The 13,663-nt window shown below is 63.8% G+C and carries 10 protein-coding genes; 6 read left to right on the top strand and 4 right to left on the bottom strand.

Annotated elements, in window-relative coordinates; all coding sequences use genetic code 11:
• Positions 1-27: 27 nt before the first annotated feature.
• From DZC73_RS16700 to DZC73_RS16675, 6 genes are all read left to right on the top strand, one after another.
• Positions 28-2,925, top strand: a complete 2,898-nt coding sequence (locus tag DZC73_RS16700) for a type VI secretion system Vgr family protein (RefSeq protein WP_124541480.1) — start codon at positions 28-30, stop codon at positions 2,923-2,925.
• Positions 2,922-3,782 carry a DUF4123 domain-containing protein gene (locus DZC73_RS16695; protein ID WP_124541479.1) on the top strand — a complete coding sequence of 287 codons (861 nt, stop codon included), beginning with the start codon at positions 2,922-2,924 and terminating at the stop codon, positions 3,780-3,782. Before DZC73_RS16700 ends, DZC73_RS16695 begins: the two co-directional genes overlap by 4 nt.
• Before the next feature lie 29 nt (positions 3,783-3,811).
• Positions 3,812-4,447 (top strand): DUF3304 domain-containing protein, encoded by a 636-nt coding sequence (locus DZC73_RS16690; RefSeq protein WP_161974618.1) that lies wholly within the window; start codon positions 3,812-3,814, stop codon positions 4,445-4,447.
• A 40-nt stretch (positions 4,448-4,487) separates the two neighbouring features.
• The gene (locus tag DZC73_RS16685) at positions 4,488-6,230 is read left to right on the top strand and encodes a T6SS phospholipase effector Tle1-like catalytic domain-containing protein (RefSeq protein ID WP_124541477.1); all 1,743 of its coding nucleotides are present in this window, start codon (positions 4,488-4,490) and stop codon (positions 6,228-6,230) included.
• A gap of 71 nt (positions 6,231-6,301) precedes the next feature.
• Positions 6,302-7,084: an EI24 domain-containing protein gene (locus DZC73_RS16680; RefSeq protein ID WP_161974617.1), complete on the top strand. Its 783-nt coding sequence runs from the start codon at positions 6,302-6,304 to the stop codon at positions 7,082-7,084.
• Between the two features lie 149 nt (positions 7,085-7,233).
• Positions 7,234-7,413, top strand: a complete 180-nt coding sequence (locus DZC73_RS16675) for a hypothetical protein (RefSeq protein ID WP_124541475.1) — start codon at positions 7,234-7,236, stop codon at positions 7,411-7,413.
• Positions 7,414-7,458: 45 nt separating this feature from the next.
• On the opposite strand, the gene DZC73_RS16670 is transcribed toward DZC73_RS16675, so the two are convergent.
• The 4 genes from DZC73_RS16670 to DZC73_RS16655 all read right to left on the bottom strand — a co-directional run bounded on the left by DZC73_RS16670 (position 7,459) and on the right by DZC73_RS16655 (position 13,608).
• Positions 7,459-8,283, bottom strand: coding sequence for a hypothetical protein (locus tag DZC73_RS16670; protein ID WP_124541474.1), 825 nt, complete (start codon positions 8,281-8,283; stop codon positions 7,459-7,461).
• 89 nt (positions 8,284-8,372) lie between these two features.
• The gene (locus DZC73_RS16665) at positions 8,373-9,236 is read right to left on the bottom strand and encodes a hypothetical protein (protein WP_124541473.1); all 864 of its coding nucleotides are present in this window, start codon (positions 9,234-9,236) and stop codon (positions 8,373-8,375) included.
• A complete protein-coding gene (locus DZC73_RS16660; RefSeq protein ID WP_124541472.1) occupies positions 9,229-10,650 on the bottom strand; it encodes a DUF2515 family protein in 1,422 nt (473 codons plus the stop codon). The genes DZC73_RS16665 and DZC73_RS16660 overlap by 8 nt, the downstream gene beginning before the upstream one ends.
• A gap of 9 nt (positions 10,651-10,659) precedes the next feature.
• Positions 10,660-13,608: a type VI secretion system Vgr family protein gene (locus DZC73_RS16655; protein WP_124541471.1), complete on the bottom strand. Its 2,949-nt coding sequence runs from the start codon at positions 13,606-13,608 to the stop codon at positions 10,660-10,662.
• Positions 13,609-13,663: the final 55 nt, after the last annotated feature.

Genomic DNA, 13,663 nt, shown 5'->3' with positions numbered 1-13,663 from the left:
AACGTGCCAAGGGAGAAACACAACAACATGAACTTCGATCTGCCCATCTCACTGCTGGACGTCTTCGATGCGTCCAAGCGCTTGCATCGCCTGGAGGGCGATGGCGAGCTGGCCAGCCTGCTGCTGGAAACCTGGAGCTGCCGCGAGGCCTTGAACGAGCCCTGGGAACTGCACGTCACGGCGCTGAGCGAGAGCACGGCACTGTCCGTGCGCTCGATGATTGCCAAGCCGGTGACCGTGTTCACCCGGCTGAGCGATGGCAGCGAGGCTGCGCGTGCTGGCATCGTGGTGTCGGCCGTGTCGGGCAAGGCCGATGGCGGCCTCGTGCGCTACCGGCTGGTGGTGAAGCCCTGGCTGGCCCTGCTGCAATTCAACCGGCGCAGCCAGGTCTGGCAGGAGCGCAGCGTCACCGAGATCATCGAGAGCGTCTTTGGTGCCTACCGCGAGCATGCGGCCTGGCGCTGGGCCGACGACGTGGCGCAGCATCTTCAGCAAAGCGGCAACGCCGGCGTGCGCAGCTACACCGTGCAGTACCGCGAAACCGACTTCGACTTCGTGCAGCGCGTGCTGGCCGAGGAGGGGCTGGTGTACCGCTTCGAGCGCGATGAATCCGCGCCGCTGGGCCATGTGCTCGTGCTGCTGGCCGACACCGCGAATGCACAGAGCTGCCCCGAGGATGCGAGCAGCCAGTCGATGCTGGGCGGGCAGGGCATTCGCTTCCACCAGAACTCGCCGCTGGAAGAGCAGGACGCCATCCAGGCGCTGGTGGCACGCCGCAGCATGGCGCCGGCAGTGGTGAGCCTGCTGTCGTGGGACTACCGCGGCAAGCGCGCGGTGGCCACGAGCATGCCCACGGCCGCACGCTTTGCCGGCGAGACCGCCCCCGCCCTGGAAAGCTACGACCACGCCGGTGCCTACGCCTTTGCCGACACCTCGCAGGCGGACCGCAGCGCGCGGCTGGCCCAGCAGGCCATCGAGGCGCGCCACAAGGTGTGGATCGCCCGCAGCACGGTGCGCAGCTTCACGGCCGGTACGCATTTCGAAGTGACCCAGAGCACGCTGGATGCGCTGTCGTTCATCGAGGGTGCGTCCGAGCCGGACAAGCGATTCCTGATCACCGCCGTCACGCATGCGGGCATCAACAACCTGCCGCGCGACCTGCTGGGCAACTTCTCCAATCGCGAGCGGTCCCAGGCGGCCGACCCGGCCAGCCAGCTTCAGCCGTGGGTGTCGGAGTCGGTGCGTGCGCAGGCGCGCAAGAGCGGCTACGGCAACAGCGCCGAACTCATCCGTGCGCGGGTGCCGTGGCGTGCGCTGCTCACCGACGACACCGGCGCGCGCGTGAACCCCAAGCCGCTGGTGGGCGGCCCCTTGCTGGCCACGGTCGTGGGACCGCAAGGCCAGTCGCGGGCGCAGGGTGCCGACGAAATCCACACCGATGCGCTGGGCCGCGTGAAGATCCAGTTCGAATTCCAGCGTGGCCAGCAAGGCGAGAACACCAGCCAGGCCTCGACCTGGGTGCGGGTGATGCAGCGCTATGCCGGCGCCGGCATGGGCCTGCAGTTCGTGCCGCGCATCGGCCAGGAGGTGATGGTCGACTTCTGCGAGGGCGACATCGATCGTCCGATGGTCGTGGCAGCGCTCTACAACGGCCGCGGTGAAGCCGGCATCAGCGCGACGCCTGGCGGCCGAGGTGCAGACAGCGACACCAGCGCCTTCACGCAAAGCAGCGACCACAGCCCGAGCGCACAAGGCAACCTGGCCGGCGGCAACAGCCCGGCCTGGCATGGCGCGAGCGCCGATGAGGCCGGCCAACGCAATGCGTCGGCGCTGAGCGGCGTGAAGAGCCGCGAGTTCGGCGGCGAGGGCTTCAACCAGCTCGTGTTCGACGACAGCGACCAGCAGCTGCGCATGCAGTGGTCCACCAGCCAGCATGGCACTCAGCTCAACCTGGGGCACCTGGTGCACCAGGTCGACAACCACCGTGGCAGCTTCCGCGGGCTGGGCTTTGAACTGCGCACCGATGCCTACGGCGCGGTGCGCGGCGGACGCGGCGTGCTGTTGAGCACCTTCGGCACCCAGGCCAGCGAGCCGGCCGGCGACAACGCCGCGGGCATCGCGCTGGCGCAGCAGGCCGGCACGCTGGCGCAGATGTTCAGCGGCGCGGCCAAGACCCACGAGGCGGTGGCGCTGGCGGCACAGGTTGGCAGCTTCAAGGCCGGGCAGAGCGCCATTGACCAGCAGGCCGCGCCCCTGAAGGCCTTGCACACGGCCTTGCGCGGCATGGTGGATTCGAAGGGCGTCGACCAGGCGGCCGCCGATGCGGGCGCCAAGGCAACAGCGACCGGCAAGGACAAGACCCCTCACACGACAGACCCGCTGCTGGCCATCGCAGGCAAGGCGGGCATCGCCACCGTGGCCGGGCAGGACATGCAACTCGCGGCCGGCGAAACCATCACGCTCGCGAGCGCCGAGGACACGCAGTGGGCAGTGGGCGGTGCCGCGCGCATCCATGCGGGGCAGGCCATCGGCATGCTGGCGGGGGCGGTCAAGGCGGGCGCGGAGGCTGCCGGGAAGGGCTTCACGCTCATCGCCGGACACGGTGATGTGGAGATGCAGGCGCAGTCCGATGCGATGCAGATCGCGGCGAAGAACAACGTCACGGTGCAAAGCGCGAGTGCGCATGTGGACTGGGCGGCGGCCAAGCGGATCACGATGAGCACGGCCGGCGGCGCGAACATCACGATCGAGGGTGGGAACATCACGGTTCAGTGCCCCGGGAAGATCACGGTGAAGGCGGGGAAGAAGAGCTTTGTGGGGCCGGCGCAGGAGAGCTTTGCGCTGCCGGCCTTGCCGCAAAAGATCTGTGCGTCCTGTCTGCTTAGCGCGGCCTCGATGGCGTCTCCGTTCGCGGCCAAGTCATGAGCACAAGCTTTCGGTCGGACGCAGTGCTTGCGGCACGACGTTATGCATTGCTTGACGGCGCGCTCTTGAAGGGCTTCTCGCAACAGACGCGTCGCCATTGGTTGCTGGCTGCAGGTGTGTCCCTGTTCGGTGATGACGCGGACGCTGCGGCAACCGAGGTCGGTCCTTTGTTGTTCGAATTGAATGCCGGCGCTGATGCGGACGAGTTTCCGTTGGGCATGGTTGATGACACCATGGGCATGTGCGCGGGCAGTGTCGTGGAGTCTGAGCTGCCCGGCGTCGACCTCGCGAAGCGCCTGTCCCGCTTCCTGGATGTCCGGCTGGATGATGGCTCGATGATGGTGATGCGCTTCTTCGATCCACGGGTTCTGCCTGCTTGGCTGGAAGTGCTGCCCGATCAGTACAAGGCCGAACTTGGCAGTGTCGTCAGCCGATGGCTTTATCGGGACCACTCGTTGGAAATGCGATCGTGGTGCTTCGACCTGCAGGAACCCACTTCTGCGCAGTTCCCTTGGGCTGTTGCGGCACAGGACGAGCAGCGCTTGATGGATCGCTGCCTGCCATACACCGTCATTGCCCGCTTCTCCAAGGAAGATCCGCAGGCACTAAGGAAGGTCCCGTTGAACCAGCAGTATTCATTCTTCTCGCAGCAGATAGAACGTTGCAGAAGTCGCGGGCTGGAGTCCATGGGAGACATTGAGGTCTATTGCGGGCTCGCCATCGAGGTCGGGCAGGCCTTCGATGAAACCGCCGCGTTTGGCCGGTGCCTGGCTGAAGTCAATGCGGGCTGCTCCTTGGGGGAAGCTCTCTCCCGGCTGGACGATAACGACTGGGCAACGATGAGGTGTGAAAAATGAGGCCTCGATGGTTGACGCTTTGGGCAGGGTTGACGCTGGCCCTGTCGGGTTGCATCCACGACAAGACGGATGAGCAGAGTCTTGCGCCAGGGGATGTGGCGAAATGGAATGATCCCAACTACGCCATTGTCGGAATCGGCACGTTCAACTACACCAACGACGATCTGTTCGACACGTTTGTCTTGCCTGTGGACAAGTCTGACATCAAGTTTGCAGCGCTTGCCAGTGGAAACCGTGCGACCCCGCGTGACGAGAAAGAGTGGTGGATGCATGCGCCCAGCAGCCCCGACCTGGCGTGGGACTATCGCTGGACCACCCCCAAGGCATTCAAGGTTTGGTGGCTGCGGGTATTCGATCGCGAAACCTACTCGCGGTCCGCAGGCACCTACGACAAATACACGATGAAGGAATCTGCACCCGGGACCGCATGGTGCGAGGCCGAGATCCAGGTGCAGCATGTGCCTCGCAGGGACAAGAAGGAAGACCTGGTCATTCACTTCTTTTCAGATGGACACATCGAGGGCGACATCGTGCCGAACGAAGGCGTTGTTCCCAAGGTAGAGCTGCGAAAGCGTGACGAGCAGGCGAAGTTGGAGGGCAAGGCCTGCTTGAAGGAGGTCTCGAATCCCTACTTCGGCAAACCGAAGCCAGTTGGAATGTATTGAGCAGCAGTCCGGCAAGAACACTTCGTCAAGAAAGACTCATATGGCATCGTCGCCCTTCAAGGTTCGCAGGATTTCCGACGTCGGACTTCCCGAGACCAGCGTTCGCAAGGCCACCCGTGCTGCGCTCGAACTTCACGCCGATTTGGTCGAGAACTGCAAGACCTGTCCAAAGCCGGTTTGGTTCACCGCATTCTTTGACGGAACAGGAAACAACTTCACGGTTGACGGGTTCGGTCAGGTGGATCCCAAGCAAGTCAAGTACAGCAACGTTGCAAAGCTGGCCCAGTTTGCGCATTGCAAGAACGCGCCCTCTTCACGAACCGCGTTTCAGTACATTGAAGGCGTTGGCACCCCTTGCAACAAGGAAGGTGTGAGCGACTCGGGAAAAGGCATGGACAACACACTGGGGATGTCTGCCGCCGCCAAGGGAGAGGCGCGCATCCGCTGGATGATGCGTGAGCTGAAGAAGCATGTCGACCAACACATGCCCTTTGTGAATCAGATCAACATCGCCGTCTTCGGATTCTCCCGTGGGGCAACTCAGGCCCGGGCGTTTGTCAGGATGCTGGGTGAGGAGATGGGCGCTTGGGACGGTCAGTCCCTTCTGTGGAACCAGGCCGGTCTGGACGGCAAGCACCCTCGGGTCGTCGTCTACTTCCTCGGGATTTTTGATACGGTGTCTTCGACCGGTTTTGGCGGAAGCAAGGGGGAGACAGTTGCGAAGTACGTCGCCCCTGCGGCAGCGACAGTCTTGTTGCCTGGTGGCATTGTCATTGGACCGGCTGCCGGCGGTGTGCTTCATGAAATCGATGAAGGAGGGCATGCGGCATGGGCACACGATCTGACGATTACGCCCTATGTCGACCGCTGTGTCCATTTCGTGGCAGGGCATGAGGTTCGCGAGAAGTTTCCCAGCGACTCCATTCGCCGAAACAAAGATCTTCCGGCCAACAGTGTCGAGCTCGTCTACCCCGGCATGCATTCAGACGTCGGCGGTGGCTATGGCTGGGCCAGTCCGTCCTACCAGGAAGGCCGAAGCAACGAACTGGCCAGAATTCCGCTATGCCACATGTTCATAGAGGCGTACAAGGCAGGTGTGCCGCTGGACCCGCCCGATGCGGTGCTCAAACGCGCGGGTACGCTCTTTGACATTTCAGAAGAGCTCGAACGCACTTATTGGACCTATATGGGACCCGCGCCTTCCTGGGCGATGGAGAGCCTGGAAACCGCTGTGGTCTGGCACATGCAGCACTATTACGAATGGCGCGAAAGCCGCCGGCGCCGATTGAATGACGGCCGTCTCAAGATTGCCGTCCAGGACAAATACATGGAGATGACTGACAAGGACTGGGCCGACGATGTCCAGAACATCGCGGAATCGCAGACGGGGTACTTCAGGAGCCAGATTGGTGTGCAGCAGCACGCCATCTATGACGCATACAAGCACAAGCTCATGGACACGATGAAGCCGCAGGAGCGGGCCGATTTCGACCTGTTTTTCGATCGATACGTTCATGACTCGATCGCGGGTTTCAAGCAGCAGATGATTGAGGCCTGGACTGGTTTGCGGGTCGTTGAAGCCAGCCGCTGGAGCATCAACCGCAAATACTTCATGGGCAAACGTGGCAAGCGGTTCTTGTACTGGCGCTACGAGAGTGATGGCACTGCCTATGCGGGAGTGCGGTTCGACGACAACGACGTGGATGAGAACTACGACAGCGAAGAAGCGCGTCGAGCTCGACAGGGCGCGCTGGAAGCGCGGGAGTTTCAGTGGACGAGGTGATGGAGCGTAGCCGGGGGTAGTGAACATCAAGATGACGGTCTGAGCTGTTTCATGACCTTGACTCGATGTCGATGACGCCCATCCGTCGTCCCGTCTCCGCCCTCGCCGAAAGCCTCACCTGCTTCGGCCTCGCCCTGCGCGAAGCCATCCGGCCGGGCCTGGCCCTGGTGTCGATCGTCATCGGCACCGTGTCGCTGGGCCTGTGGCTGCTGGTGTTCTCCATCTGGGGTGGCCGCATCGTCCATTGGTGCGACTTGCTGTCCAACGCGATCCTCGGCCGCTTGGCCGGGCAGGGCGCGTCGCCGAGCGTGCTGATGCTCTCCGTCGGCCGTGCCTTCGCCTACCTGTTCGCGACGGCGGTGTTCATCATCCTGGTGATGGTCACCGTGCGCATCCTGCTGGAATTCATCCTTATGGCGCGCATCCAGCGCTATTGCCTGACGCGCTATCCGTCGCTCAGGACTGGCGTGCCGTCCAGCATGGCCGCCGGTGTGAGGGACGCCATGGGTGCGACTGCAACGTTGGTGATTGGCGGCCTGCTCTGCCTGATCATTCCGATCATCGGCGGCCTCTTGTTCTTCGTACTGGCCAGCTACCTCAACGTGCGCGGGCTGGTGAACGATGCCGTGGATGGGCTGGCCACAGATGAACAGCGTCGGGCCATCATCCAATCACGGCGTGTGGAGATGGCCATGCTGGGTGTGCTCGTGGGTGTGTTCACCCTTGTGCCGTTTGCGGGTTTTCTCAGCCCCGTGGTGCTGGGCGCGGGCGTTTGCCATCTGGGCATGCGGGCCCTGGCCCATGCCCGCGAGGGAGAGGACGGCCGGGCGCAAGGCGTGGCTGCCGTGCGCTGAGCCACGACCGCAAGCGCACTTGCGAATTGGTGTTGCGAAGTGCAACGGTCTTGTGCGAATCACGCCCGATGACCGTAGACTGCGTGCCGGCGCATGAGGGGGAATCAAATGGGGTCGCGCCAAAGGCTTTACCCAGGAGAGGCACCCCCATGAATCCAAACATTCAAGTCCCCCAAAAGACCGACAGCCAACTTCCTCCGCTTCGTCCATCCGTGCTGCCAACGATTGACCGCGTGACGGGCAGGCTCTTCAAGGCGATGTTGGTGGTCGTCGCCTGTGGTGTAGTGGGAGTCGCGGCGCTGGCGCTTTATCGGGTGCTGGGCCGCTGAGACCGCTGCCATGGGGGCAGGACGCAGTACCGGCGTCCTTGCGGATCAGGGGGCCTTGACGACTGCGTCGCCACGCTTGACTGCGTTCTCCTCCAAGACCCGATTGCGCACCTGGGCGGCCTTCTTGTCTGCTTCGTACCTGGCGGTGCTGTTCCAGCCTTTGGCGTCACCTTCCTTGCGACGCTGAGCTTCGTTGTCGGCATCTCTCTTGAGCTTGACGGCCAGCACATCGAATTCAAGGTCAACGTCGTAGGCTGGCGAACCATTCGAGCCTGTCATGTCGGCGACCGTCAAGGTTGCAAGCACGCCGTCACCTGCCCATTGCCAGATGATGCCCCTGGGAGCGGCGACCAGCCAGTCTTCCATCGGAATCTGGTATGCGGGGTCGACATTGCGCAACGGATTGGCGAGATGACCGGATTCATCCAGCGTGCTGGACCGACCTGTCAGCAAAGTGGTCCACTCAGGCTCGTGATAGCGGTGCCACTTTCCGCGCATGAACTGCGCGATGGTTTGTTCGACAAAGGCCTTGGCCGCCTCGTGTGTCTTCAAATGCCGGGCCAGTTGCAGGTCGACGCTTTGCACCGGAAGGCTGGCGTCGACGTCCTTGTCGGCGTACAGGGTCAGCGCAAACACAGGCTGCCATGTGATCTCATAGCCAGGGCGGACGTAGCGCACGGGCAATTGTGACGGGATCGAGTCCACAGCATAGCTCACCAACCCTGCCACATTGCGGGTCTGGAACTTCGGCACACCCGAGTTGCGTGCCGTTTCGGTGATGTTCTTGCCGAGATCGAACTTGATGTCTTGGGCCCCTTGGCCTTGAGATTGAAAAAGGAGCAACGCCGCCCATCCAGCCGCTGCGGCCAAGAACACTGTCCGGAAATTCAAGGATTGCCGTCGAGGCACTTACTCACCGCTTCAGGCCATCTTCAGATACTGCACTCGATCGAGCGCCTTCATCGTGCCGTGACCACGGAATCGCCACGCTTGACGGCGTTTTCCTCCAGCACCTTGTTTCGGGCCTGGGCGGCTTTCTTGTCGGCTTCATGCTTGGCCGTGCTTCCCCAGCCCTTCGCATCGCCTTCTTTCAGGTCGCGAGCGAGGTTGGCGGCGTCGCGCTTGAGCTTGACGTCCAGCAGATCGAACTGCAGTTCGATGTTGTAGTCTGCCTTGCCGGTTTGGCTGCCGTCGTTGTTCACGGTCAGTGTGGCCAGCACCCCATCGCCGGACCAGCGCCAGATGATTCCGTGGCGCATGGCGGATCGCCAGTCTTCTGGAGAAATCTTGTACGCCGGGTCGACCGTGGTCAGCTCGTCGGCTATTCGGCCCGCCTCGTCGAGCATGCTGGACCGCCCAGTCAGCAAGGTCGTCCACTCCGGCTCGTGATAACGCACCCACTTGCCTTGGACGAACTGTGCAAGGGTTTGTTCGACGAACGTCTGCGCCGCCTCATGCGTTTCGAAGCGCTGTCCGAGCTGCAGGTCGACGCTCTGCACGGCCAATCCCGGATCGCGCTCCTTGTTGGAGTACATGGTCATGGCGAACACGGGTTGCCAGCGGATCTCATACCCGGCCCTGATGTACCGCAGGGCGACCTGAGGCGGGATGGCGGTCACGCCATAGCTGACGAGGCCCGCGATGTCACGGGTCTGGAATTGCGGCACACCGGAGGCACGCGCGGTCTCGACAATGTTCTTGCCAAGATCGAATTTCACTTCTTGCATCTTCTGGCCCTGGGCTTGATTGAACAACGAGAGACCACCGCCGACAGTGGCAACGAGCGCTGCTGTCGCGAGGATCAGCGAGTTGCGCCTAAGCATTCAGCCAGCCCCGGATCTTTTGCAGTTCACCTTCCATGTATGCACGGTTTTCATCCATGAGGCGATCGAAGTCGCGGGCAATGTCGGCCACGAACCCCATGCGATCAGCCGGGTTGGGAAGGCTGTGCTTGGCACCGGTGACGTAGTCCCAGGCGCCGGTTGGGGCGTCAAAGACGGTTTGTCGCTGGGGGGCGTCGTTGTGTGCTGCCGCGCTGTAGTACACGGCGTACTTCGGCGAAAACGGCGTGAGTCGGCTGATCGCATGATTGGCGTCCATGGTCACGACCAGCTTGGGGTCGTCATAGATCAGCGGCTGCAGCACATTGAGCTGCTCCTGCTTCGCGACGACCCGCAGTTCGTCCTTTTGCTTGGAGACTTTGGTGCTCTTCACCTTGGATTTGAATTCTGAGATGAGCGTGCTGTAGGTCGTCTCCATTTCCTTGGTCACCTTGAACTGCGCGATCTTCTGCAGCCTGCCCGCGGCCGCACCATCCGCCACGACCCGCGACAGCTCGCGGCGTTCTTCTTCCATCACGTAGAAAGCCTCATTGAAGGCCGGCCAATACGGCGAAGGCGGCAAGCGGTAGCCTGAGTCGTATTCCTTCACGTGCGCCTTGACGTAGGCATGCGCCTGGTACGCATTGGCCTCGTGCTGGCCATAGCCGCCATCCATTCCAGACCACGTGGGCGTGGTCTGGAAGAACGAGTTGGCTTTCGCGTAGACAGGGTCGGCCGCGATGCGCTGCTTGAGCCTTCCCATCCAGTTCGCGCTGAACGGCAATTCCTTCATGGCTTGCTGCGACTGCTGCTGGAACTGGGCGGCATCACGCAAGCCGACATGGGCATTCAGCCGGTCGTCGTTGAGGCTGCCGTCCTTGTTCAGGCCGTACTCCAGCACGTACCAAAGCCACGGGTAGATGTCCATGAACAGCCAGAGGTTGCCTTTGGCGAGGGCGGTGTAGACCCGCAGGCCGTGCTCATAGGGCGAACCGTCGGTCCACAGCTCCGACACGATGCTCGGGATCGTGGAGGTGCGCATGGCGTTGCGCCAGCCACCGGTCAACACGTTGGCGCGGGTGTAGCGGAAGGCCTCCACGATGTCCTTGACCACGAACCCGGCCAGTGCCGGCCAGTACAGCTGCATCTGCCCTTTGGACTTTTCCGCGCTTCGGAAGTACAGGTCAGCGTAGCGTGCCGCGATGCGCTTGGCGCGGCGTTCGGGGTCCGTGATCAAGCGCCAGCACTTGTCGGGGCCCTGTTCGCTGACGGCGATGAGGGCTTCTTCCTGCGCATACGACCACAGGTACTTGGCATCCACGTCCTGGTTGAACTGGGAGCCGGCGCGTTCATTCGTGGTGCAGCTGCCCAGCACCTCGATGTGATAGCCCTCGGCGTCGATGTCGTCTTTGGCCATGTCGGTGGATCAGGTGTCGAAAGAAAAGCGTGCGTAGCGCAGCGCATGTTCCAGCGGTTGGGCCGACGCCGTGTCGATCCGCGGCGTCTCGCCTTCCGTGGGTGAATTGCCGGTGATCTTCTGCGTCGGGTCCGCCTTGTTGGCGACGTGATAGCGCAACCGGCCCTCGACCGCCTGGCCCAGGTTGTCCTTGAAGACGACCTGCTCGTCATACTTGACGAAGAGCGAGTTCTCAGGCGGCTGCGGCTTGACGATGCCCGAGGGCAGTGCAGCCGGCGATGCCGCCGCATTTCCGCCACCAAGAAACGCATGCGTCGACGTCTTCGCCTCGAACTTGCCCGGACACGTGAAGTCGATGTTGCCGCCATCCAGCACCACCGACGATTGCCCGGCCACCAGCTCGATGCGCGAGTTCGCCTGGATGCGGATCTCGTCATTCACGCTGATCACCGTGACGTCCTTGTCCGCCAGGATCTGCAGCTCGTCGGTGTGCGCCCGCAGGCTCACCGGCCCGTTGGCTGCCTTCACCTGCACGCCGCCGTCGCTGGTGTACAGGCTCGTCGTCTGGCCCGACACGCTCGCGTAGGTGTGCACCGCGGTGTGTTGCACGTCGCCTTGCACGGCGACGCTCAGGTCCTGTCCGCTGAAGCTCGCGATGCTGGCTTCGCTGGTGAACAGTGCCGAGCTTGGCGTGTCCAGCACCACCACGGGTGCCGCGAAGGCTTCCACCGGATCGGTCAGCGTGCGGCCCTGGGCCTTCTTCGCTGCCTGGCCGTTGACGTTGCCGTCGTGCTTGCCCTGCTTGGCCGGGTCCACGGAGTCGATGAACTGCTCCACCGACTTGCCCGAGTCATGGGTGCTCAGCGAGGCGGCCTGCGAGGCCTTGGCCGCGCTGCTCAGGCGCTGGCCCAGATCGCGCATGGCCTGGAGCTGGGCGATGGCTTCAGCCGCATCCATCTGCGTGCTCTGCGCCGATCCATAGGTGCCGGCGCGCGCGGTGCTGCTCACGAGCAAGCCCTTGCCTGCGCGCACGGTCGCCCACGCCGTGGCATTCGCCTCGAAGCCGCTGCCGCGCCACGCGCCACGCTGCGCGCCCGTGCCTTGCTGGATCAGATGGCCCAAGCCGACCTCGGCCGCGGTGTAGCTGCTCAGCAGCCGCATGCGCAACTGGCCGGTGGCGTCGTCGACGGCCCACTGGTTGAAGCCGGACCCATCCAGGCCCTGGGTGTGCATGCCGCTGAGCACGCCGGGGTGGTTCACGCCGGAGTCTTCGCCGGCGCTGAAGGGCGGCAGGTCTTGCCCGTTGTAGAGCTGGCCGACGATGAGCGGCCGGTCGATGTCGCCTTCGATGAACTCGACCACGACTTCGGTGCCGATGCGCGGCGTGAGCACCGCGCCCCAATTGGCGCCGGCGCTGGGCAGCGCCACGCGCACCCAGGTGCCCGATCGTTCGTTGCCCGTGGCGTTGCCGACGGCATCCACGGCGGACTCGTGCGAGAGGCCGCCCGGCAGCGGGGACTCACCACGCTGCCAGGGGAACTGCACTTTCACCCGATGGTCGCGGTCGGTGGTCAGCGCCTCGCCATTCACGCCCACCACGAGTGCGGTCTGCACGCCATGGGCCGAGGGCTTGCGGATGAACTTCGGCACCACCGCCGCCGCAGCCGGCACGGCGAAGAAGTGGTTCTTGTAGGTGCCGTGTTCCAGCTCGGTCAGCTCCTGCTCGGACAAGGCCAGCGCCTTCGCCGCTTCCGACCCAAGGTTGTTGCGTGCGTGGTGCTCCACGGCCACGAGGGTGAACTCGTTGTCAGGCCGCGAGTGGCTGGCCGTCACGGCGCCGGCGTAGTTGAACGCCGTCGTATTGGCGCCGTACAGCGGATGGTCGACCAGCTGGAAGCGCCGGCCAGCTTCGAAGTGCCGGCCGCTGCCTTGACCTTCGAAGCGCTTGATGTCCAGTTCCAGCGCGGCCAGCGCCAGGCTCGCGGCGCGTCCCGCATGAGCCGCGTTCTCGTAGCGGTAGGCGCCGGCGCCGTCGTAGACCTCCAGCGTGGGCAGGTCGCCCAGGGCGAGGGTGGATGCGTCCTGCGCGCTGGTACCGGCCAGTTTCCGGTAGTCCCAGGCGCCCATCGTGACGGCGTTGGGCGTCACGTCGCGCAGGGTCGAGAACGCAGTGACGGCATCGCGCTGGCCCAGGACGGTCGCGCTCGCATGCTGGCTCGTGAAGCGGGCCTCGCCGAGCGACGGACGTTCCGCCAGGCGATCGGTGATGACCATCACATGCTTGGCCTGCCGCTTGCTGTCCGCGGTGCTCGCGGCCTCGCCGTCCAGGTGCTCGAAGTGATAGCTGAGGCCTTCTTCAGCCAGCAGCCGCTGCACGAACTCCAGGTCGGTCTCGCGGTACTGCACGCACAGGCTGCGCAGGCGCAAGGTCTCGCTCACCTCCCAGCGCAGGTTGGCTTGCTCATGGTCGCGCGTGAGGTCGTCGATGATCTGCCGCGCATCCTTGTCCTGGTAGACGAAGCAGTCGCGCCGCAGGCCCATGAACGAAATCCACGGACGCATGCGCAGGCGGTAGCGGGCCAGGCCGCCGTCGCCGCCCAGCTGCGATGCATCGAAGACGTAGCCGTGCCAGGGCTTGTAGCTGCCGTCGGCCTGCAGCAGCCGCACGCTGATCTGCTCGCCGATGAAGCGCTTGAGCTCGAAGTTCACGCTGGTGGACAGCGCGTCGATCTCCAGCTCGAAGGGCTGCGACACCGCCTCGCGCATGACCACCCGCTCGGGGATGAGCGACAGGCTGGGCAGGGCGGTCTCGACCTGCAGCATGCGGCCGTGCTGGTCCAGCAGCTTGAAGAAGTCCAGCCGCGAAGTCAGCGACTGCAAGGCACCACTGAGCAGGCCGCTGGCCGACGACGCCAGTGAACTGGCAAGGCCCGGCAGCACGCCGGAGGCTGACATCATGTTCCCACTCCCTTTGTTGTCTTGTTGGAGGAACGCCGCCGGTGCTTGTGCACCG

It is taken from the genome of Rhizobacter terrae (assembly GCF_003852895.1).
In the GTDB taxonomy this organism is placed as follows: domain Bacteria; phylum Pseudomonadota; class Gammaproteobacteria; order Burkholderiales; family Burkholderiaceae_C; genus Albitalea; species Albitalea terrae.
The sequence above is the reverse complement of the archived record's forward strand: the minus strand, read 5'-3'. Positions and strand labels throughout refer to the sequence as shown.

Excerpts from the sequence above, each read along its gene's own strand:
- DZC73_RS16680 (WP_161974617.1), top strand. The coding sequence starts at position 6,302 with ATGACGCCCATCCGTCGTCCCGTCTCCGCCCTCGCCGAAAGCCTCACC.
- DZC73_RS16665 (WP_124541473.1), bottom strand. The coding sequence starts at position 9,236 with ATGCTTAGGCGCAACTCGCTGATCCTCGCGACAGCAGCGCTCGTTGCC.
- DZC73_RS16700 (WP_124541480.1), top strand. The coding sequence starts at position 28 with ATGAACTTCGATCTGCCCATCTCACTGCTGGACGTCTTCGATGCGTCC.
- DZC73_RS16655 (WP_124541471.1), bottom strand. The coding sequence starts at position 13,608 with ATGATGTCAGCCTCCGGCGTGCTGCCGGGCCTTGCCAGTTCACTGGCG.
- DZC73_RS16685 (WP_124541477.1), top strand. The coding sequence starts at position 4,488 with ATGGCATCGTCGCCCTTCAAGGTTCGCAGGATTTCCGACGTCGGACTT.
- DZC73_RS16660 (WP_124541472.1), bottom strand. The coding sequence starts at position 10,650 with ATGGCCAAAGACGACATCGACGCCGAGGGCTATCACATCGAGGTGCTG.
- DZC73_RS16695 (WP_124541479.1), top strand. The coding sequence starts at position 2,922 with ATGAGCACAAGCTTTCGGTCGGACGCAGTGCTTGCGGCACGACGTTAT.
- DZC73_RS16675 (WP_124541475.1), top strand. The coding sequence starts at position 7,234 with ATGAATCCAAACATTCAAGTCCCCCAAAAGACCGACAGCCAACTTCCT.